Genomic DNA, 22,792 nt, shown 5'->3' with positions numbered 1-22,792 from the left:
AAATAACCACCTATAAATTAATTAAATGAAGAAGATAATCTTAAGTCTTACAGTAATTGGAATTCTATTTTCCTGCGGAAAGACAACAAAAGAAGAAACCACTGCCAAGACTGAAACTCAGGAGGTAATAAAAGAAGCACTTCCACCGGTTAGCGATGCCATGATGGAAAATGCAGTTATTTATGAAGCTAATATTCGTCAATATTCTGAAGAAGGTACCTTTAGTGCATTTACCAAAGATATCCCTGTTCTTAAAAAAATGGGAGTTAAAGTATTATGGATAATGCCTATATATCCTATTTCTACAACCAAAAGTAAAGGATCATTAGGAAGTTATTATGCAGTATCTGATTACACAAAGGTGAATCCAGAATTTGGTACTATCGAAGATTTTAGAGCATTGGTAAAAACAGCTCATGATAACGGAATCTATGTGATTTTGGATTGGGTAGCTAATCACACTGGCTGGGATCATATTTGGTTAAAAGAACATCCCGAATATTACACCAAAGATAAAAATGGTGCTATCACACATACCGAAGGTACAGATTGGACCGATGTGGCAGATCTTAATTATGACAATCAGGAGATGCGTGAGCAGATGAAAAATGATATGTTGTATTGGTTAAAAGAAGAAGGTGTAGATGGTTTTAGATGTGATGTGGCGGGAATGGTTCCTGTAGATTTTTGGAATAAAACCATAGCAGAGTTTAAAAAGATTAAACCTGTATTTATGCTGGCAGAAGGCTGGGAGCCCGAGTTATTAGAAAATGCCTTTGATATGGGATATGGATGGGATACTCATCATAAAATGAATGATATTGCCCAGGGAAAAGCTAATGTTACCGAATGGGATAAAAGAATGGCCCAGATAGATACCATGTATGCAAAAGACGATATTTTAATGAACTTTACATCAAATCATGATGAAAATTCCTGGAATGGTACTGTAGAAGAAAGAATGGGGGATGCAAAAGAGATGTTAGCAGCGCTTACGTACCTTGCACCTGGTATGCCTTTGATTTATTCTGGACAGGAATATGATATGGATAAACGCCTTTTGTTTTTTGAAAAAGATACTATTATAAAAAAACAAGGTAAATTTTTCCCATTATATGAAAAATTAGGAGCACTGAAAAATACAAACCCAGCACTGCATGGTGGTAAAAATGCTGCTTCATATACTCGTATTAAAACTTCTGATGATACTGGTGTATTAGCATTTTTAAGAGAAAAAGACGGTCATAAAGTGATCTTTATTGCAAATATGACGAAGGAACCCATAAAGTTTACTTTGGCATATGAAGGAAAGTTTACAGATTACCTTTCCGGAGAAATCATAGAAGTATCATCTGGTGCAGCATATGAATTTGCTGCATGGCAATATCAGATTTTGATTGAAGAATAATCAAAATTAGTAGTGTTAATTTACAAAAACGACTTGCTATTGCGAGTCGTTTTTATTTTTTTACAATTTTAAGCACACATTAATTTATTCTTAATTTAATGTAGGAATATGTGTTAAAATAATGCATTTTTTGTCAGTAAAAGCTGAATTTATTAACCGAAAACGTTTTAGTTTTTGGGCAAATTAGGTTATTACTATCAATAACGATAGATTTGGCTCAATGACAAAAAAAGTTAAAAATATAGCCGTACTAACTTCGGGAGGAGATGCTCCCGGAATGAATGCAGCAATTCGTGCTGTAGTTCGGGCGTGTAGCTATTACGATGTAAAATGTTTTGGTATTTATAAAGGATATGAAGGTCTTATTAATAATGAAGTCGAAGTATTAAATGCACGATCTGTTCGTAATGTTATAAATAAAGGAGGAACTTTTCTTAAATCTGCCCGCTCAAAAGAATTTAGAACTATAGAAGGTAGGCAAAAAGCATATGAAAACCTAGTTAAAAATAGTATTGATGCACTTGTTGTAATTGGTGGTGACGGAAGTTTTACAGGAGCTTTAAAATTATCAGAAGAATTTAATTTTCCGGTAGTAGGTATCCCTGGGACTATCGATAATGATATTAACGGTACAGATTATACTATAGGATACGATACCGCCTTAAATACAGTAGTAGAGGCAATTGATAAGATTAGAGATACTGCAAGTTCTCATAATCGATTGTTTTTAATCGAAGTAATGGGGCGTGATGCAGGAGATATCGCTTTAAATGCTGGAATTGGAGCAGGAGCAGAGGAAATTTTAATTCCCGAAGAAGATATGGGAGTAGAGCGACTTATAGAATCGCTAAGAAAAAGTAAGAAAACCGGAAAAACCTCAAGTATTATTGTAGTAGCAGAAGGGGATAAATCGGGCAAGAATATTTTTGAGCTAGGAGAATATGTCGAAGAAAATCTTAATGATTACGAAGTACGAGTATCTGTATTAGGGCATATCCAACGAGGTGGACCACCAAGTTGTTATGATCGTGTATTAGCCAGTAAACTTGGGGTAGGAGCAGTAGAAGCATTATTAAATGGTAAAAGTGAAGTAATGATTGGGATTGTTCATAAGGTGGTTACTATTGTACCTCTTAAAACTGCATTAGATAAAAGGCCTCATAAACATGATGGATTAATAAAAGTAGCAGATATCACTTCTGTATAATTTTGAATAGTATAACCACAGTCAGTATAAATTAATAAAACAACTAAAATTTTAGATATGAGTACGTTAAAAATTGGAATTAACGGTTTCGGTAGAATTGGAAGAATTGCTTTTAGAATTGCTTCTAAACGTGATAATGTAGAGATAGTAGCAATTAATGATTTATTAGATGTAGAGCATTTAGCTTATTTATTAGAATATGATTCAGTACATGGGAAATTTGATGGAACAATCGAACTTAAAAATGGTAACCTTGTGGTCAATGGAAAAGAAATTCGAGTAACCGCCGAACGTAATCCAGAAGATCTAAAATGGGGTGCTGTAGGAGTAGATGTAGTTATGGATTGTACAGGGATCTTCACAACATTAGGGACAGCAGATGCTCATCTTAAAGCAGGAGCTAAGAAAGTAGTAATTTCTGCTCCTTCAAAAGATGCTCCAATGTTTGTAATGGGAGTAAATCATAACGACGTAAAAGCTTCTGATACCATTGTTTCTAATGCTTCATGTACTACAAATTGTTTAGCTCCGTTAGCAAAAGTTATAGATGATAATTTTGGTATAGAAGAAGGGTTGATGACCACAGTACACGCTTCTACAGCTACACAGTCTACAGTAGATTCTCCGTCGAGGAAAAACTATAGATTAGGGCGTAGTGCATTAAATAACATTATTCCTTCTACTACGGGAGCTGCAGTAGCAGTTACCAAAGTGATTCCTGCTTTAAAAGGAAAATTAACCGGTATGGCATTTAGAGTACCTACAGTAGATGTTTCTGTAGTAGACCTTACTGTAAAAACTAAAAAATCGGTTTCTTATGAAGAACTTAAGGCTGTTGTAAAGAAAGCTTCAGAGAATGAATTAAAAGGTATTCTCGGATATACAGAAGAAGCTGTAGTATCTCAGGATTTTGTGGGAGAATCACAAACTTCTGTGTTTGATGCTAATGCAGGAATAGCACTAAATGAGAATTTCTTTAAGTTGATATCCTGGTATGATAATGAATTTGGATATTCTACGAAGTTGGTTGATTTATCAATGCATGTAGGTAATTTATAAAGTATAGTATTAGCTATCTGAGCGTAATCGAGAACTATTGTCTCTAATTACTATTTTTCGATTATGCTCGTGTTGATAGCATATTAAATTCAAAAGAATAAATGTTTAGTATTTATTCTATTTGCTAACCACATAACAAATTTTTAAATGATTTTATTAGCTGATGGCGGTTCTACTAAATGCGATTGGATTCTTCTGGATGATGTAGGAGAAATCGTTTTTAAAACCCGTACAGAAGGATTAAATCCTGCTGTATTCGAAAAATCTCTCTTAGAAGAAAGAGTTAGAAAAAACGACAAACTTTCTTCCTATCAAGATAAAATAGAGACTGTTCATTTTTATGGAGCAGGATGCGGTACAAAAAAACCAGCAGTAATGTTGAAAAAAATCTTTGAGGATTTTTTTGTTGGTGCAGAAGTTATCGTTAAAGAAGATATGGTTGCAGCAGTATATGCCGCTACAACAGAACCAGGGATTATATGTATTCTAGGAACAGGATCTAATAGTTGCTACTTTGATGGGGAAGATATTCATATGTCTGTAGATTCTCTGGGATATATTCTTATGGATGAGGCTAGTGGAAATCACTTTGGAAAAAAACTAATACGTGATTATTACTATAAAAGAATGCCTCCCGAAATAGCATCAGAATTTGAAAAACGTTTTGACCTTTCTTCAGATTCAATTAAAGAAAACTTATACAAAAGAGAAAACCCTAATACATATCTGGCTTCTTTTGCAGAGTTTATTTTTACCAGCGAGCGCAACGGGTATTTTTATAAAATTATTACCGAAGGTATTCAGGAATTTATAGAAACCAGAGTCCTGTGTTTTCCAGAATCACAACATGTACCAATACATTTTATTGGTTCGATAGCTCATTTTAGTGAAGACATTATAAGAGCAGCTGTCTGGCCATATCACCTAAAGGTTGGAAATATCGTAAGAAGACCTATTGATGGAATTATAGATTACTATCGCAATGAGGTAATTAAAAAAAAAAGTAAAGTCTGAATCTCTGTTATGAAATAGTATAATTCAAAATGATTCTACTTCCTTCATTAGGAATAGAGTTAATAAATATTCTTCCATTTATGTAGTTCATTCGTTCTTTCATAAAGAATAGGCCCATTCCGCCTTTTGCATTATTATTAGGTTTAGAAGGTATAGTATTAATATCGAATCCTGTCCCATCATCCTCAATAGTAATACTTAATAAAGAATTAGAATGGTTAATTGTTATTAGAATATAATTAGAATTTGCATATTTAATAGCATTGTTTACTGCTTCTTGAGTAACACGATATAGGTTAGTTTCAATTAGAGAATCGAATCTCTGTTCAAAATTTGATTTATTCTCAAAAAGAATATTTTTACCAGTTAGTTTAGAAAGCTCCTTGGCCATTTTATCTAAAGCAATGCCAATCCCATAATCTTTTAATTCGGGAGGAGTAAGATTAAATGTTGCAATTCGAGTTCCCTGAATTAAATTTTTTGATAATTGTTTTAACCCTTCAATTTTCTGATATGCTTTTTCTGTATTTTCGAGGTTAATAGATTCAATATTAAGCTTAAGTGCAGTAAGCATTTGCCCAATGCTATCATGAATCTCTTTGGCAATTCTTTTCCTTTCTTCTTCCTGGGCCTCTACAATTTGACTTGCATTTGATTTTTGTAATTCTTCTTTTTCTCTATATCTGTAAGCATTTAATCGTTCAATTTCAATTTGTGCTTCTTTTCGTTTAGAAATGTCGGAACATAATATAAGTCGTTCAGAGTTTCCGGATTCTTTAAAAATAGTAAGTATTGAAATATCTAACCAGATTTTTTGCCCTATACTGGTTTTTAACTCAAATTCTTCATTAAATACACTCCCTGAGCTTTGGGTTATAAGACTGAGTAATCTGTTTTTTTGAACTTCATTAAGATTAATAAGATCGATGAGGTTTTTTCTTTCATAATCGTGCTCAATATTAAGTAATTTAGCAAAACGTTCGCTTAAGCTTATGATAGAACCTTTCTTAGAGATTCTTGCATATAAAATGGCCTTATTCATAGCATAGTTTAATGCTACTAATTCCTGAATTTTTTGATCTCTAGATGCTAGAGACTGTTCTGTTTGTTTCAGGTTTACTTGCGAATTTAGCACAGACTGTTGTAATCGAACAATGAATGTATTTAGTTTTATAAATAGAATTCCCAGAATGATTAGAAGAACTATTAACGAGATCCATAAATAGTTCTGGTTTATTACAGAAAAAAGCCCCAATACTGCTGTAGCAAGAGTTATTGTTATACCGATATAAAATAGGAGTTTTATTTTTTTAATATATTGAGATATATTCATTTGATCTCAAATTTTATCCATTTATTGCTTGTTTAATCAGATCTAAAGCTTTTTCTGAATACAAAAGCTGTAAAGCGGCTTTATGTCCTTTTTCAGACATTTTACGCCATGTCTTTTGTAAAATATCAATTACTTTTTCTTCAGTATGTTTTATTAAAAAATCTTCATAATAAAAATTAAGAAAGACAAGGCAAATCACATCTTCAAGGGTTTGCGTTTCTTCATCTTTTTTTAATTTTTTCTTTTGAAGCAAAAAAGAAACTCTATTTATAGTTTCTATGTCATAACCTATGTGTTGAAGGATTTCTGATGCTTTTTTAGCATGAAACTTTTTTAAATCTTCTCTCCATTTTAGATAACCTGTTCGATCCATTACATAGTTAGAACGAGGAATCTCCCATCGACAAATATGTTGAGAACGAGCAGCTAGTTTTAACGCATCAGAAGCTTCTGGATCAAATGTTTCTAGTGTTTGTGTCATTCGCTGTCCATAAATTAATTCTTTGGGTATAAGACTCCCGTTTACGTCTTCTGTATTGGGATCTTGAGTATTGGCTTTATCAAATAATGTATAAGCTTCAGTTAATTTTTTAACAGACATAGTGTTTTGTATATTGATATTCTAACAAAGTTAGAGTTTTTTGGATCAGGATGTATGATTGCGAATCAAATAATCCTTTCTATTCTACAAAACCAACAAACACGTTGTCGTCTTCTATTTTTACTGGATATATAGCGATAGGAGTGAGATCTCCGTCTAGATTTTTACCAGTATCTAATGAAAATGTTTTTTTATGCATTGGGCATGCTATTTTTGGCACCCCGTTCTGGTCGCCTGTCATCCCTCTGCTTAGAACCATTTCCATTTTATGTGGGCATACATTCTGGCAGGCATACCAGGCATTTTTTCTTTCAAAATTAAAAATTGCAATTTGCTTGTTTTTATATTTAATGCATGCGCCACTATTTTTTAGAAAGTCGCTCACCTTTCCTGCTTCAAACCAAATTGTAACATTTTCTATTGTAGTGGTTTTGTATATTTCTAATATTTCTTCCATACTGTTTTTTCTATTTTATTTCCAAGGCTCTGGCATTTTTTGATCCCTTAGAGGAACGAATACAAGGTTGTTATCGGTTTCATCGCTGTTTACAAAATGATTAAATCGTTTCATGATTTCCTTGTCTTGTATAGCTTGAGTCCATTCACATTTAAATGATCCAACAAGAGTTTTCATTTCACTTTCAAGTTCCTCAACAATGTCAAGTTTATTGTGAATTATTACTTGTTTTAGATATTCGATACCTCCTTCAAGCTTATCTAACCACTTTGCAGTTCTCTCTAGCGGAGCAGCAGTTCTAATATAGAACATGAGGAATCGATCGAGATACCTAATTACGGTTTCATTATCTATTTGTTCTGCCAGGAGTTCGGCGTGCTTTGGATTGGCGCCTCCATTTCCACAGATATATAGATTCCAGCCTCCTTCTACTGCGATAACTCCAAAATCTTTACATCTTGCTTCTGCGCATTCTCTTATACATCCAGATACTCCTCCTTTTATTTTATGTGGAGACCTAAGACCTTTATAGCGCTCTTCGAGTTCTATTGCAAAACTTACACTTTCATCCATCCCATATCTACACCAGGTAGATCCTACACAACTTTTTACCGTTCGTAAAGATTTTCCATATGCATGACCACTTTCAAATCCGTAATTGATTAGATCTTCCCATATTTTTGGAAGTTGGTCTAACCGAGCTCCAAAAAAATCTACTCGCTGCCCCCCTGTTATCTTAGTATAGAGATCATACTTTTTGCCTATTTTACCAAGAGCAATTAGTTTTTCTGGAGTGATTTCTCCTCCTGGAATTCTCGGTACCACAGAATACGTCCCATTACGTTGAATATTAGCCAAAAATCGATCATTAGAATCTTGTATTGTAGTTTCTTCATTGGCAGTATCTGCATAGATACTAGCCATGATCGAGGCGATTACAGGTTTGCATACTTCGCATCCGTCTCCTTTACCATAATTATCTAGTATCTGATTATATTTTCTATACCCTTTTAATTTTATGATGTCAAAAAGTTCTTGTCTATTATATTCGAAATGCTCACATATTATATCATTTACCTTTCTTCCCAGTGATTTAAGAGTAGCATCTACTAAATCTTTTACCATTGGTTTACACCCTCCACAGCCTGTTCCTGCTTTGGTACAGGAAATTACATCTCCAAGATCATTACAAGAGCCATCCTGAATAGCACTGCATATGGCATTTTTACTCACACTTTCGCATGAACAAATCTGGGCATCATCTGGGAGATCCATTACATCTCCTAATAAAGAACTATTATCATCATTACGATTTCCTAAAATTAAATCTTCAGGATTTTCGGGTAGAGTCATTGCGGTATTATAAATCTGAAATAATGTATTGTAATCTGATGAATTCCCAACCAAAATCCCCCCTAAAAGTTTAGAGCTCTCTTTAGATATATTGATTCGTTTATAAATTCCTTTACGTTTATTTTTGTATATAATGGTATCAACATTTTCACCTTCATGAAGAGCGTTACCAAAACTAGCTACTTCTGTTCCTATAAGTTTCAGTTGAGTAGACATATCGATATCTGCCTTCATAATATTTTTGGTATTACCTGTGATTTGTGATACAGCTACATCGGCCATATCATAACCAGGGGCAACAAGCCCGTAGATCATGTTGTTATAAAGAGCGACTTCACCTATGGCATAAATATGATCATCTGAGGTTTTCATGGTGTTATCTACAATAATTCCACCGCGAATTCCCGTTGCTAATTTGCATTCTTTAGCAATTTCATCGCGTGGACGAATACCAGCCGAGACGACTAACATGTCTACTTTTAGCTCACTACCGTCTACATATTTTAAACCTTCGATAACATGATCCCCTTCTATATTTTTAGTTTGTTTACCCAGATGAATATGTAACCCAAGTTCTTCAATTTTAGCTTTCAGCATATCGCTACCTCCCTGATCAAGTTGTCTGGGCATTAATCTTGGTGCAAATTCTACCACATGGGCTTGCAATCCTAATTCTTTTACAGCATTAGCAGCTTCGAGACCTAATAACCCTCCACCTAATACTGCAGCTTGATTTTTCCCCTCAGATTTTAGTTTTTTGGCATAATACTTTATAGCTTCGAGATCTTCGATAGTTCTATATACAAACACTCCTTCTTTTTCTACACCTGGGATAGGAGGGACAAATGCAGATGACCCTGTAGCTAAGACCAGATAGTCATAAGAATATTTTTCGCCTCTATGATTAATTACAGCTTTTTCTTTTTTATTGATTTTAGTGATCATTTCAGAAATATGAAGATCAATATTGTTTTCTTCGTACCATGTAGTTGAAGACAGGCTTAAATCTTCTGCCGATTTTCCGGCATAGTATTCACTTAAATGTACACGATCATATGCTCTTCTTGGCTCTTCTCCAAAAACTGTAAGCTTATAATTATGGAACTTTTCAGAGGCTACAAACTTTTCACAAAATTTATAACCTACCATTCCGTTGCCTATTACTACTACCTTTTTCATAAATTACGTATTTAAAATTCAAAATTAAGTATTAATACGTATTATTGTGATAAGAATTACGTAATTATGAGTATAACAAATTGAGAATCTCTAAAAAATAAGCATTGAGTTTTATAAAATCTATTTCATATATTTTTGTTTAGAAAGAATTGTTTTTCTTTTTTTGAAGACCTGAAACTGGCCATAAAATCTACTTTGAAAAACTGTTTGCAGTAAGAGTATTTCAATTTCAATAGTTTTAAATACTTCTGTTTATAAACATGGTTAATTCTGTTTTTTTGAATACAAATCCAAGTACAACTACTTAGTCGTTTTTGAAATATTCATATCTTTGAACATAGAGATAGCTTTTCTCTCAAAGAAAGTATAATATATTATAACAAATTGTATGGTTAGGATTGTATTGGTAGATGATCATTTTTTGGTAAGAGATGGTATAAGAGCTCTTTTAGAAGATGAGGAACAATACGAAGTAGTTGGAGAAGCTTCGGATGGAATTGAAGCTATTGAACTCGTGCAATCCCTACAACCAGATATCGTAATTTGCGATATTAGAATGCCTGAAATATCTGGGATTGAGACCGTGCAAAAACTAACATCACTTGGTGTGTCTTCTAAAGCTATTATGCTATCTATGCATGATTCTGATGAATATATCTTACAATCTATAAATGCTGGAGCAGAAGGGTATCTTCTAAAAGGTGCTAGTAAAGATGAATTTCTTAAAGCACTTTCAGTAGTGAGTAAAGGAGAAAAATATTTTAGTGGAGATGTGTCTTCTATCTTGATTAAAAAAATAAAGGGAGGAGATAATATATCTTCCGATTATACATCTTTATCAAAGGATACCATATCAATAAAATCTAAAATAACTACACAGAATCCTTTTGATTTAACAAAGAGAGAAAATCAAATACTTCGTTTAGCTATTTCAGGAAAAACAAATAAAGATATAGCAGAAACACTCGATATTAGTAAGCGAACTACAGAAGTACATCGATTTAATTTGATGAAAAAAATGAAAGTGAAAAATATATTGGAGCTGAGTAACAAGGCCAAAAAATATGGCATGATTGATTAAGGATTTACTTCATTCTTCTGTATTGTAAAATTGACAATTATCTTCAAAGTTTTTGTCGAATATCTAATTTTGAGAAGATATATTTTGTAATACGTAATTCTTGTATGAATTACGTATTTTTTAATTTAAAAATAAGTATTTATACTTAGTTTTGATTTGAATTTATATATTCACTGGTTGATTGAAACCAGAATATAACGAATCTAAAAACAAGGAATTATGAATACTTATAGTAAATCTACGACTCTAAATTTATTAAATTATAAAAGTGTATCTATCCGAACCTTTTGGATCACGTCGATTGCTTTCTTTTTGTGTTTTTTTGCCTGGTTTGGTATTGTACCATTTATGCCCGATGTAATTAAAGATTTGGGATTAACTCCCGATGAGAAATGGAATTCTATTATTGTAGCAGTATCAGGAACTATTTTCGCGAGATTATTGATCGGTAAATTGTGTGATAAGTATGGGCCACGTATTTGTTATACATGGTTGCTAATTTTTGGGGCAGTACCAGTGATTTTACTTGGGTTTGTCCAAACTCCAATTCAATTTATTATATGCAGGCTATTTATTGGTTTTATTGGTGCTTCATTTGTAATTACTCAATTTCATACTTCTATTATGTTTGCTCCTAATATAGTTGGGACAGCAAATGCGACATCTGCTGGATGGGGAAACTTGGGCGGGGGAGTTAATAGACTAGGAATGCCACTTATTGCAGCGACTGTTGTTAGTTTTGGTGTAGCAGAAACTGATGCCTGGAGATATTGTATGATCATTGCTGGAATTACTTGTTTTTTAATGGGTGTGATATATTTCTTTTTTACTAAGGATACTCCTAACGGAAACTTTTCAGAATTGAAAGCTAAAGGAGAATTTATAAGGTTTAAAAAAGATGAAGTTAGTTTCTTGATGGCTATCCAGGATTATAGAGTTTGGATACTTTTTATAGTCTATGCTGCGTGTTTTGGTATGGAATTAACAGTTTATGGAACTATGGACGATTATCTTCAGAATACATTTCAACTTGAAAGAATTACAGCAGGAAATATTGTATTGTCATTTGCGTTGATGAATATTTTTGCAAGAACCCTGGGGGGAGTTTTTGGGGATAGGTTTGGGAAAATGAAAGGTCTAAGAGGACGTGTTTTATTTCTTGCAATTATTTTGGGAATTGAAGGGATTATGTTGTCTCTATTTTCGGGAATGAATGAGTTGACTTTAGGAATTATATTTTTGATAGGTTTTAGTCTTACGGTTCAAATGGCAGAAGGAGCTACTTTTTCGGTTGTACCTTTTATTAATAAGAAAGCAATTGGATCTATTTCTGGTATTGTTGGCGCGGGAGGAAATGTAGGTGCTTTTGTAGCTGCATTCGTGCTAAAATCAAAATCTGCGGTGGCAGAGAAGAAAGCAATAGCCGATAATCAAAACTTTAGTCAGGAAGCTATACAAGCAGCTCAAACTTTTGCTTCATCTGAAGCAGTATCTAGTGGATATTTTACTATTGGAATTTTTGTGATTTTTACTGCAGTTATCTCACTTATGATTAAGTTTTCAACAGAAGATGAGAAAGCAGTTGCAAGAGAAATGAAAAGTACTCCTGTATATAGTTAATGAATAATACAACTCTAAATAAATGCTAGGGTATTTATGAGTTTTTATGTAGTTAATTATAAAATATTAGTCACCTTTTTTATGAGAGATTTAATAAAATAAACCTTCTATAACCTCAAAATCTATTTTTAAACTATAGTATTTTATTGAATTGATAATTCTTTTGATTCAAACATAGAAAAAGGTTATGAAACTATGGTGAATACGTATTAATACTTAGTTTTGATATAAAGAAATTGTGCATTAAACTATATCTTATGCCTACATTCAAATCATACAAAACAACGTGCTCATACTGTGGAGTTGGTTGTGGAATTATAGCAAAAAAAGACCCAAAAGGTTTAATTACAGTAAAAGGGGATCCAGATCATCCTGTAAATCATGGAATGCTATGTTCTAAAGGAATGAATCTTCACCATGTGATTCAAGATAGAAGTGATAGAATTCTATATCCAGAAATGCGCTGGAGTAAAGGGCATGACCGTCAACGGGTATCCTGGGACCAGGCACTAGACAGGGTAGCATCAGTTTTTAGTACAATAATCGAAAAATATGGCTCGGATAGTGTTGGGTTTTATGTTTCTGGACAATGCCTCACAGAAGAATATTATCTGGCAAATAAGCTAGTAAAGGGGTTCATAGGAACCAATAATATTGATACCAATTCGAGACTATGTATGAGTTCTGCTGTGGTGGGATATAAACAGGCATTTGGAGAAGATAGTGTCCCGATTGCATATGATGATATAGAACTGGCAGATTGTTTTATGATTGCCGGAGCAAATCCTGCCTGGTGTCACCCCATTTTGTTTAGAAGAATAGAAGCACAAAAGGAAAAGAATCCTGGAATAAAGATTATAGTTGTTGATCCTCGTAGAACACAATCCTGTGATATAGCAGATTTACATTTGCAGATTCTTCCCGGAACAGATGTAGTTTTATACAATGCAATTGCAAAACGATTAATCGATCGAAAAAAAATTAACAAGAGTTTTATTATTAATCATACAGATAATTATGAAACGTTTAAAGAATCTTTGCAATCAATATCTCTATCTAAAGCTGCTATCACCTGTGGGATAACAGTTGCAGATATTAAAAAAGCTGCTTCCTATATTGCAGACGCAAAAGGGTTTATTACTCTATGGGCGATGGGATTAAATCAAAGTTCTATTGGAGTTAATAAAAACAATGCATTATTAAATTTATCTATACTCACAGGGCATATTGGTAAACCTGGATGTGGCCCATTTTCTTTAACAGGACAACCCAATGCAATGGGAGGAAGGGAGGTAGGAGGAATGGCTAATTTATTAGCAGCTCATAAAGAACTTTCAAATGAAGAAGACAGGAAGGAAGTAGCAAACTTTTGGGGAGGAAAAGAGATTTCGGAAAAACCAGGACTTACTGCTACTGAAATGTTTGATGCATTAGAAAATGGAAAACTAAAAGCCATTTGGATTATATGCACTAATCCATTGGTAAGCCTTCCTAATGCTAATAAAGTAGAAAAAGCTTTACAGAGTGCCAAGTTTGTTGTAGTTCAGGATATATCACATCGATCAGAGACCATCCAGTATGCTGATTTAGTGCTTCCAGCAGCCGGATGGGCAGAAAAGGAAGGTACAATGACAAATAGTGAGCGTAGGATTACTTACCTTAATAAAGTGATTGATCCTCCGGGAGAAGCAATGCCAGATGTAGAAATTCTTTGGAGTTTTGCACAAAAAATGGGATATCGAGGATTTGATTATAACACTGTAGAAGAAGTATATAAAGAACATTGTACACTAACCAAAGGAACTACTATCGATATTTCTGGACTTAGCTATTCACGTCTTAAAACAGAAGGCAGTTTTCAATGGCCCGTACCCAAGAATAATCATCCTGGTACATCGCGATTATTTGAAGATAAAAAATTTCATACCGATACTGGAAATGTAAAATTTGTAATCCCGAAGTTTACGCAACCAACCTCTGAGTTATTGACGGAAAAATATCCATTGATTCTTACAACAGGTAGAGTACGTGACCAATGGCATACCAGAACAAAGACAGGTAAAGTAAATAGACTGCGAACTCATACTCCAGATCCTTATTTAGAGATTAATCAAGTTGATGCATTTTTGAGGAAAATAAAAGAAGGAGATATTGTTATTATTGAGAGTAAACGAGGTAAAGTACAGGTAAAAGCAAAAATTAGTGATGGTATCAATAAAGGGGTGGTTTTTCTTCCTATGCATTGGGGCAAAGTTCTGGGCAATGATTACGGAAGGGCGAATAATTTGACGACTAGTATTGTAGATACGACATCTAAAGAGCCTGATTTTAAATTTTCTGCGGTTCAGGTTTATAAATTTATAAAACCAAAACAAAAGATCTGTATAGTAGGAGCTGGAACAGCTGCATATCGTTTTATTCAAACGTATAGAGAATTTAATAGCGAAGATGAAATTGTAGTGTTTTCTAAAGAACCATATCCATTTTATAACAGAGTTTTACTTCCTGAATATATAAGTGAAGAACTAAAATGGGAACAGTTACAGAAGATGCGAGAGGGAAATATGAAATCACTTAATGTAACCCTCTTCGTAAGTAACCCTGTTATTGAAATTAATAGAGAAAAAAAACACCTTATAGATAGTAAAAGCCAAAAACATGATTATGATGTTATTTTAATGGCAACAGGTAGCCGTGCTTTTATCCCGAAGGAAGTCCCAATACATCGTCCGGGAAGATTTACCCTACGCAATCGTAGCGATGCCGATAAGTTAAAATCATATCTCAATCAAACGGGTATACCAGAGAATAGGCAGCATGTAACCATAGTAGGTGGCGGATTACTAGGGTTAGAATTGGCAGCAGTACTTCGTAAAAAAGGAATAACGATTACAATTGTACAAAAAGGAAACCGATTAATGGAACGTCAACTTGATATTGTTGCCAGTCGTTTATTAGCAGAACATGTAAAAGAAAAAGGAATTCAAATCTATTTTGATAACGAAGTAGATACTGTTTTTAAACAGAATAATGGCGATTTACTGGTTAATTTAAAGTCTGGTAAATCCTTTAACTGTAATGCAGTAGTGTACTCTATAGGTACAACTCCTAATATCGATTTGCTTAAAAAAACAGGAATTCATTGCCGTCGAGGAATATTGGTGAATCAATATTTGCAGTCAAGTGACCCTAATATATTTGCTATTGGAGAAATTGCCGAGTTTAACGGCAATTTATTTGGTATTACTGCAGCAGCAGAACAACAAGCTGATATCGTAGCTAAATATTTGTTGGGGGATTATAGCGCAATATATAGAGGTTCTGTTTTCATGAATATTCTCAAATTTGAAGATCTAGACCTTTGTAGTATTGGTAATATAGATGTACCTGCCAATGATAGCTCTTTTGAAGAAGTGGTATTTATGGATGTTAGCAGGCGGTTTTATAAGAAATGTATTGTGAAAGACGATAGATTGATAGGAGCTATTTTAATGGGGGATAAAAAAGAATTTGCAGATTTTAAACGTCTTATTGAAGAAAAAATAGAATTATCAGAGAAACGAGACGAATTGTTAAAGTCTTCAAAACCAGATAAACCTGTTATAGGTAAACTTATTTGTTCTTGTAGTCAAGTAGGAGAGGGAAACCTTAAGAAAGAGATTAGATCAGGATGCGAGGTTTTTTCTGAACTATGTAGCAAAACTGGAGCAGGATTAGGTTGTGGTAGCTGCAAACCTGAAATAAAAGAAGTGTTGAACAATGTCTTACAATTGACTTAGTCATGAAAAAAGAAAAATATTTACATCGAGTAGATGTCAAAGGAGGTGTTTTGTCTCCGATAGAATTGCTACGTATTATTAAGTACGCTCAGAATCTGGGGCTTGATGTTTTTCATTTTGGATCTCGGCAGGATATTATTTTTCCTAAAAAGAATAGTAATGGAAATATTATTACCAAAAGTGATTTTTTTGACTCGTCCTTTTTTGCCTCAGAAACACAACAAAATATCAGTTGTTCTTATGTTTCTATTGATATTTTTAACGCTACGGTCTGGTTACGAGACACAACCTATTTATATATTTTTGAAGAATTTAGGTATAGTCCAAAATTAAAAATAAACATTACCGACCCTAAGCAACAGATCGTTCCTGTGTTTACAGGCGATTTAAACTTTATAGCTTCTTCTTATGAAGATTATTGGTATTTATTTTTAAAATTACCCAATTGGGAAGAAGTATTTTATCCCGTGTTAATTTATACATGGGATATTGCAAAAGTTGCAAAAGCGATTGAAAATGAATATCAAAACGTGAATAATGTTAATGAGCTGTTTCAATTTTTGAATAAGAACCTAGAAACTAATAATAGAGTAATAGAAAAGCCACTTCAAATTAATTTTAGCCCATTTCCCTATTACGAAGGAATGAACAAAATGGATGAACATCAATATTGGTTGGGGTTATATTGGAGAAACAATAGATATAATTTAGAATTTCTAAATACTCTATGTGAATTTTGTATAGAATATCGAATAGGAAAAATATGTCTAACTCCTTGGAAATCTTTTATAATAAAAGGAATACCAAAAGAAAGTAAGTTGGTTTTAGAAAAATTACTAGGGAAATTTGGTATAAATGTTCGACACTCGGCCTTAGAATTAAACTGGCATATACCAGTTAATAATAAAAAAGCATTTGATCTAAAAAAGTTTTTAGTGATGAACTTTGACCAAAATGATATCAGCACCTATGGATTAACTTTTGGAATCATATTTAAACATGATCAAAAGCGATATTTTACATCTATAATGATAGAAGAAAATAAGATATCAGACATTATTCAGGATTTTGTAGTAAGGCCAACATATAATGTGTTGTATGCTAAAAATTTCAACCCTAATACCCAACAATATATTGTATATGCTCAAGATATAGATCAAATGGATTTACCAGGAATATTACTTGAATTAACAAAAACATATTTTCAAAATTTAGGAAAAATGGAAGATGATCAACCCTCTGAGCTAGGTATTAAAAAAGAAACTCTTGAGATTGAAGTGTATCAATGTAATAATTGTCAAACTATTTATGACTCTTTAATTGGAGATGTATTAAACAAAATCCCAAGAGGAGTAGATTTTGTCGAATTACCAGATAATTATGGCTGTTCTCTCTGTGAAGCTCCAAAAAATAATTTTAAGAAGATTAAAATGCGGGTAATGTAAAGGTGATTCTGATATTAAGTTAGGGAATAGAATAGTTTAGATAATAATGATAACTAAAATTTTTACTTATGAATTTAGAAGAAATAATTATGGTATCTATTTCAGAATTTTTAGAAGTAGAAGTACATAGAGATACGGAAGCTTTGGATTTAGCTTCCAAAATCGAAATTGTCAAAAAAAGAATACAGGATAAAACTAAAAATAATCCAAATTATTCTTTCGGTAAAAACAAATTAAAAGACTGTGAGTATGAGATGTTTTTTAGTAGCAATCCTAATGATAAAATTAAAATAGATGGTTGGATCCCTATAGCAACCGAAAACGTTAAAGAGATCAACAAAATTTCAGAATATATTGAAACAGGACTTTTAAGAAAAATTGAAATTCATACAATATAATTGTTAATACTTCTGTGTAAAAGTATTCTACTCCTTTATCTTTTTGAGTAGGTTTTAAACTTATTTTTACCTTCGAACTTTATGAGGTCGTATCATCATAAAATATAGTTCGGAAAATAAATTATCGTATGACAGAATATGTACTTCTAACAGATGACCAAAGTTATTTTGTTGAATATCTTATCGGCGAACTGGTATTGTCTAACAGTATTAGTGAGGCAATGAAGTTTAACGATGAGCATCTTGCATTAAGATTTAAGCAAATGCTACATAATTCTTGTGAGTTAGTCACCAGTGTAAATACATATATTGGGTGATTTTACTTATCCCCGAATCAATTTTAAAACATAATCCAGGTCAGGATCTCTGCCAGAGATTAGATCATCAATAGAGAATATAGTTTGCCTGTCTGGAAGTACACCAGATCCTTTGGGAACTCTTTTGTCTATTACATGATGGTTGATTTTTTCCATATACATTACCATAATTATTTTGGAATTAGGAAATTCGTAATATACAGGAAACTCTCCATTAGAAAAGTGATATCCACCACCAGTTTCTTCTCCTACCAAAATAATATTAGGGTCATTTTTAACATTTAATGCAAAGGTAGATCCGGCAGAAAAAGTTGCTCCCCCTGCAAGTACATATACATTTCCTCGAAATCTATCTTTATCGGGAACCATAAGAGCTTCCATATCATCAAAAACCAGTTTCCATCCATCATATATAGGATGGTTATAAAACTTATCTTTTAAAAAATGCTTTTCACTAAGATAGGTCTTGGTGACATGTTTTCGCTCGGGAACAGTAAGCGAAGCTACATATTCACTAGTTATCTGTTTAAATACACTATTGGTGATGAATGAGAATAAATGTACTGCATTAGATCTAAAACCTCCATCATTTTGTCGAACATCAACGATAAGATTACTAATTTTCTTTTTATTAATTTCTTTAAAGATTTTTGTTAGATTCGATTTAAAAATCCTGAGATCTCCTCTAAATGAATTGACCACTACGACGGCAGTATTTATGTCTTCTTTGTAATACACAAAGGGGCTTTTGTTATTGATAAATGTATCAAAGTAGTCAAAGCCATTTTCTTGGTTATGATATGAAGCAAAATAGGAATTACGTTTGGTGTTTCTAAGTCTTACGTTTACAAAAGATTCTGCAGGTAATACTTTATTTTTTTCTGTACCATCTGGTTCTGTATAGTCGATGCTAAATTTTTTCTCAATGCCATATTCGTATGCAAAGTATAATCCGAACTTCAATTCTATTTCTCTATATTTTCGAGTGAGATTATAGCCGTCACTTGGCACATATTTCTTTAGGTGTTGTAAAATTTCATAAGTTTTTCTTCCGTTAATTCGATTAATTTTAGAACCTATTGGGATATCAAAATCATCGGTATCGGTATAAAACTCTGTATTTATTAATTTAAGAATCAGAGGAAAATAATATTGGTCTGTTTTTATGGTATTGGGAGCAAAAAATGAAAGATGTCCATCTTTTATTTTATCTGTAACATCTAGCATATTTTGATATAATTTTATATCAGAATCTGTTGTAGTTAGGGATTCTTTTGTAATCTCAAAAATATACTCCAAAGAATCTTGATCAAGATATTCATATAAACTGGGGTGTCCTTTTTTAAGGATATTTTCAAAAATCCTAAAATCTTCTCTAACAGCAAGAGAATCCATGCGTTTTTGTGCATAAACTACACAAGTGAGTATGTAAAAAAGTACAAAACACTGTATTTTTTTCATTAGATGATTTTAACGATATAACTTAATTGACTTCTTTAGATTGCTTATTGTTGCAATCTTTTTGTTTTCCCAGGTGTAAAAATAATAAAATTGTTGAGTGAATTTTATCTATTACTAGATTTAATACCATGAGTTTAATAAAAAAAGAGTATGAAAAACATACTCTTTTTAGATTGCAAATTGTTTTGTTTTTAGTTTAATTTTCGCAGTTGTCTTTTTATTTTTTTGATTGCTGATTCTATAGATTTTTCGGGCTCTATAACATTGTATTCACCCCAGAATACAGGATCAGAGAATCCAGATGCTTCATCGCTGATGACCACAGAAGATTTTAATTGATCTCTTGACCTAACCGTTTCGTTATTAATATTCTTTTTCCAGTCGGTCACCGCCATTTCTACATTTAATTTATAAACCGAATTAAATAATTTCTTCTTCCAGTTAATTTTTACGACAAGATCAATTCTTCCATAACTATAATACCATTTTCCATCTTTTTGACGATAATCAATTGTATAAGATGCTTGGGTAGGGTATACTTTTGCTTTTTTTGGTTTTTTTCTAACAAACATTTTGCTAACCTCTTCTTTATTTTCCATATTAAGACTAAAGACAGCTTTGGTCATTGCTAATGTTTCTGCATCTATATACAATTTTCCATAGTATAATGGTTCTTTTATGTATGGGCGTTGTTTAAAATTTAATACATAAATATATTGATCATGAATTTTTGTAGACTTATCAAAACTAAAAATATAAGTATCGGTCATATTTGCAGTAAAAAGAATCTCAGGGTTTTTCATCACATCAATATAAAGTGTACTGGTAGGTCCTCCTTGTAATTTTAATGTTAAGGTGTCTAATTTTTTATAGTCGGCACTTTTTCTAGCTTTAAAAAGTTTAATGATATCTGTTTTTGTCGATTCATAAGGGTTTTTATAGACATCTACCACAGCTTCAGAAAGCGATACATAGCTTCTGCGTTTTTTGATGGTTTCTCGATAAAAGGCAGTCATGATACTGTTTTCATTAAGATAATTACTCCCTTTTCTCTTTATTACTTCACGTATAAGTGCATTTGGATCCTTAGGATCAATATTAACTTCGGATAATTCGGTGATAGAGGTATTTAGTTTTATTTTTAACTCTTTACCATTAAATTTGGATAACATAATCACTTTATCTCTATATCCAAGATAAGAGACTGTTATTTTTCCATTAGCCATCTCTTTAGGAACCTTTAACGAAAATTTTCCTTCGTCGTTTGTAACTGTAGAAATATTCGTTTCATTTACTTCAATAGATGCCGATATCAGAGGTCGATTGTTTTCACTATCGAGTATATATCCTTTGTACTCGTTATAATTGGTGTCATCTTGGCTACTATCCTGTAAATAAGTGAATGCTTGTATGTGAGCAGAATATGAGATAGTTAGCAAAATAAACAATAGAAAAGAGGTATATCTATTGTGAAAAAAAATACTTTTTTTGTTCATAGCTCGAGTTTTTTTGGTTGTAATTTCTTTTTTAAAGAGCTTAATCCTACATTACAAGGTAAGAAATTTTACCGAAGAAATTTGATGTCAATACGTTAAAACAGTAGCTTTTGTTAAATTTCGGATTACTTCAAATACGATTAATGATACCTGTAATGATCTCCGAACCAGTTTTTGAGTTTAATATTCAAAATTTCTGTAGTAAAGGGCTTAGTAATGTAATCATCCAGACCTTTGGCAATAAAACGCTCTGCATCACCGGGTAACGCATTAGAAGTTAATGCAATTATAGGGGGAACTTTTTTGTAATTTTTACGAATTAGATTACAAGTTTGAACACCATCAAGTTCGGGTAGATTGATATCCATTAAAATAAGATCATAGGTATCTTCTTTGAACATGTCGACTGCCTGCCTTCCATTTTTTGCTATATCTGCTGTACAACCAAGATATTTTAGAATTTGTTTAGATACCAGTATATTGGTTTCTGAATCTTCTACTAACAGCACATGTAGGTCATATTTATGTTTTTTTACATGGGTAGGTACCTTGCTTTCTTTTATAGGTATTGATGTATCGATGATATTTGTTTTAAAAGTAAACCAAAAATTACTGCCTTTTCCGAGTTCACTTTTTACACCAAGTTTACCTTGCATTAGATCCACTAGTTTTTTACATATAGAAAGCCCTAGTCCACTTCCTTGTCCTGAGAGAATTGATGTTTCATTAAATTGACTGAAACGACTAAAAAGTGCTTCCTGATCTTTTTTGCCAATACCAATACCAGAGTCGATCACTTCTACTTTGATGGTTAAATAATCGTTTTTTTGAGCTACTGCAGAAACTTGTATATGTATCTCTCCACCATTAGTAAATTTTATGGCATTACCAATAAGGTTAGAAATAACCTGAGTTAAACGATTACCATCTGCCATTATATTTTCGGGTAATTCTTCAGAATATTTAGGAATTAAATTAATTTCTTTAGCTGTTGCAGTAGCCAAAAAGAGATCTACATTTTGGTGGATTAACTTTTTAAAATTAATGGGAGTAGGAGATAAATTAAATTTCCCTTCTTCCATTTTTGATAGATCCAAAATTTGATTTAAAATTTCTAATAAATTATGAGAAGATTGGTGAATTGTGGTAACATATTCTTTCTGAAGATCATTAAGTTCTGTAGTATTAAAAAGCAAATCAATCATACCTATAACTCCAACCATAGGAGTTCTGATTTCATGACTCATATTGGCAAGAAATTCTTGTTTAAATTTTGAGGCTTTTAAGATTTGTTGATTTTTTTCTTTTAATTTATCTAGATTTCTACCTCCAAACATAGCAAATAGACCTAGAAATAGAGGGGCAGTATCTATAATATAATGAATAGGAAAATTTCTTTGTACATAAGCGATAGATTGCCATGAGAATTCGAGATCAAACCTGGCAATATCAATACTTGTGGCTAGAACAGGAAATGCAAACCCAAAAGATATCCCATAAAAAGTATATCTAGCAGCTTCAGATTTGAACCATGATATTCGTGCCATAATAATTATTTTGGTTGAGCGCTTACGTTCTTTATAA

At 32.5% G+C, this 22,792-nt stretch carries 17 protein-coding genes; 10 read left to right on the top strand and 7 right to left on the bottom strand.

Translation table 11 applies throughout. The features are described 5' to 3' along the window. Positions 1-25: 25 nt before the first annotated feature. The 4 genes from NNL09_RS23930 to NNL09_RS23915 all read left to right on the top strand — a co-directional run bounded on the left by NNL09_RS23930 (position 26) and on the right by NNL09_RS23915 (position 4,688). A complete protein-coding gene (locus NNL09_RS23930; RefSeq protein ID WP_196911479.1) occupies positions 26-1,408 on the top strand; it encodes an alpha-amylase family glycosyl hydrolase in 1,383 nt (460 codons plus the stop codon). A gap of 220 nt (positions 1,409-1,628) precedes the next feature. Further along, the gene (gene pfkA, locus NNL09_RS23925) at positions 1,629-2,615 is read left to right on the top strand and encodes a 6-phosphofructokinase (protein WP_025664098.1); all 987 of its coding nucleotides are present in this window, start codon (positions 1,629-1,631) and stop codon (positions 2,613-2,615) included. Between the two features lie 57 nt (positions 2,616-2,672). Next, positions 2,673-3,674, top strand: a complete 1,002-nt coding sequence (gene gap, locus NNL09_RS23920) for a type I glyceraldehyde-3-phosphate dehydrogenase (RefSeq protein WP_025664099.1) — start codon at positions 2,673-2,675, stop codon at positions 3,672-3,674. Positions 3,675-3,821: 147 nt separating this feature from the next. Beyond that, positions 3,822-4,688, top strand: a complete 867-nt coding sequence (locus NNL09_RS23915) for an N-acetylglucosamine kinase (RefSeq protein ID WP_025664100.1) — start codon at positions 3,822-3,824, stop codon at positions 4,686-4,688. Between the two features lie 7 nt (positions 4,689-4,695). Here the strand turns inward: NNL09_RS23915 and NNL09_RS23910 are convergent, their stop codons facing one another. The 4 genes from NNL09_RS23910 to nirB all read right to left on the bottom strand — a co-directional run bounded on the left by NNL09_RS23910 (position 4,696) and on the right by nirB (position 9,611). Further along, positions 4,696-6,021, bottom strand: a complete 1,326-nt coding sequence (locus tag NNL09_RS23910) for a sensor histidine kinase (protein WP_196911480.1) — start codon at positions 6,019-6,021, stop codon at positions 4,696-4,698. A 13-nt stretch (positions 6,022-6,034) separates the two neighbouring features. Beyond that, on the bottom strand, positions 6,035-6,622 hold the full coding sequence (locus tag NNL09_RS23905; protein ID WP_025664102.1) for a DUF4202 domain-containing protein: 588 nt from the start codon (positions 6,620-6,622) through the stop codon (positions 6,035-6,037). Positions 6,623-6,701: 79 nt separating this feature from the next. After that, positions 6,702-7,079 carry a nitrite reductase small subunit NirD gene (nirD, locus tag NNL09_RS23900; protein WP_025664103.1) on the bottom strand — a complete coding sequence of 126 codons (378 nt, stop codon included), beginning with the start codon at positions 7,077-7,079 and terminating at the stop codon, positions 6,702-6,704. A 15-nt stretch (positions 7,080-7,094) separates the two neighbouring features. Beyond that, complete coding sequence (nirB, locus tag NNL09_RS23895; RefSeq protein ID WP_196911481.1) at positions 7,095-9,611, bottom strand: nitrite reductase large subunit NirB; 2,517 nt, start codon at positions 9,609-9,611, stop codon at positions 7,095-7,097. A 388-nt stretch (positions 9,612-9,999) separates the two neighbouring features. On the opposite strand from nirB, the gene NNL09_RS23890 reads away from it, so the two are divergent. From NNL09_RS23890 to NNL09_RS23865, 6 genes are all read left to right on the top strand, one after another. Next, on the top strand, positions 10,000-10,692 hold the full coding sequence (locus NNL09_RS23890; protein ID WP_196911482.1) for a response regulator transcription factor: 693 nt from the start codon (positions 10,000-10,002) through the stop codon (positions 10,690-10,692). A gap of 219 nt (positions 10,693-10,911) precedes the next feature. Further along, the gene (locus NNL09_RS23885) at positions 10,912-12,312 is read left to right on the top strand and encodes an MFS transporter (protein ID WP_196911483.1); all 1,401 of its coding nucleotides are present in this window, start codon (positions 10,912-10,914) and stop codon (positions 12,310-12,312) included. Between the two features lie 257 nt (positions 12,313-12,569). Then, on the top strand, positions 12,570-16,091 hold the full coding sequence (locus NNL09_RS23880; protein WP_196911484.1) for a nitrate reductase: 3,522 nt from the start codon (positions 12,570-12,572) through the stop codon (positions 16,089-16,091). A 2-nt stretch (positions 16,092-16,093) separates the two neighbouring features. Further along, entirely contained in the window at positions 16,094-17,536 is a 1,443-nt protein-coding gene (locus NNL09_RS23875; protein WP_196911485.1) for a rubredoxin, read from the top strand. Positions 17,537-17,604: 68 nt separating this feature from the next. Beyond that, positions 17,605-17,934 (top strand): hypothetical protein, encoded by a 330-nt coding sequence (locus NNL09_RS23870; RefSeq protein WP_025664109.1) that lies wholly within the window; start codon positions 17,605-17,607, stop codon positions 17,932-17,934. 128 nt (positions 17,935-18,062) lie between these two features. Next, complete coding sequence (locus tag NNL09_RS23865; protein WP_025664110.1) at positions 18,063-18,251, top strand: hypothetical protein; 189 nt, start codon at positions 18,063-18,065, stop codon at positions 18,249-18,251. Between the two features lie 6 nt (positions 18,252-18,257). Here the strand turns inward: NNL09_RS23865 and NNL09_RS23860 are convergent, their stop codons facing one another. The 3 genes from NNL09_RS23860 to NNL09_RS23850 all read right to left on the bottom strand — a co-directional run bounded on the left by NNL09_RS23860 (position 18,258) and on the right by NNL09_RS23850 (position 22,545). Continuing rightward, positions 18,258-19,712: a S41 family peptidase gene (locus NNL09_RS23860; RefSeq protein ID WP_196911486.1), complete on the bottom strand. Its 1,455-nt coding sequence runs from the start codon at positions 19,710-19,712 to the stop codon at positions 18,258-18,260. A 191-nt stretch (positions 19,713-19,903) separates the two neighbouring features. Beyond that, positions 19,904-21,208 (bottom strand): carboxypeptidase-like regulatory domain-containing protein, encoded by a 1,305-nt coding sequence (locus tag NNL09_RS23855; protein ID WP_196911487.1) that lies wholly within the window; start codon positions 21,206-21,208, stop codon positions 19,904-19,906. Between the two features lie 140 nt (positions 21,209-21,348). Continuing rightward, positions 21,349-22,545 (bottom strand): ATP-binding protein, encoded by a 1,197-nt coding sequence (locus NNL09_RS23850; RefSeq protein ID WP_370540765.1) that lies wholly within the window; start codon positions 22,543-22,545, stop codon positions 21,349-21,351. Between the last annotated feature and the right edge of the window lie 247 nt (positions 22,546-22,792).

The organism is Aquimarina sp. EL_43, from assembly GCF_943422735.1.
Taxonomy (GTDB): domain Bacteria; phylum Bacteroidota; class Bacteroidia; order Flavobacteriales; family Flavobacteriaceae; genus Aquimarina; species Aquimarina megaterium.
Note: the sequence above shows the minus strand (reverse complement) of the source record. Positions and strands in the feature narration are given on the sequence as shown.